The 259-nt window shown below is 65.6% G+C and carries 1 protein-coding gene; it reads right to left on the bottom strand.

Annotated elements, in window-relative coordinates; genetic code table 11:
- The coding region (locus R0J92_RS24240) for an NAD(P)H-dependent oxidoreductase subunit E (protein ID WP_411053560.1) at positions 1 to 259 on the bottom strand (259 nt) is incomplete at both ends.

The following is a 259-nucleotide window of genomic DNA, read 5'->3' as shown; positions in this document are numbered from 1 at the left end:
GCCGAGGCACTCGACGGACATGAGGGTGAACTTACCGTCCTCGGTGGTCTCGCCGACGTCGACGCCGAGCTTGTCCTTGACCGCGTCGAGCAGCGAGGGCGAGCCGAGCAGCTCGCAGGAGATCGACTGGCAGATCCACACCACATACCTGCCCTTGGGCTGGAGCCAGAACTCCTCGTAGAACGTGGCGGTGTCGAGCACGACCGAGGGGGCGAGGCCGAGGAAGTCGGCGGCCTCTTCGATCGACTGATAGGGCAGC

This window comes from Tritonibacter sp. SIMBA_163, from assembly GCF_046535935.1.
In the GTDB taxonomy this organism is placed as follows: Bacteria; Pseudomonadota; Alphaproteobacteria; order Rhodobacterales; family Rhodobacteraceae; genus Epibacterium; species Epibacterium scottomollicae.
Note: the sequence above shows the minus strand (reverse complement) of the source record. Positions and strands in the feature narration are given on the sequence as shown.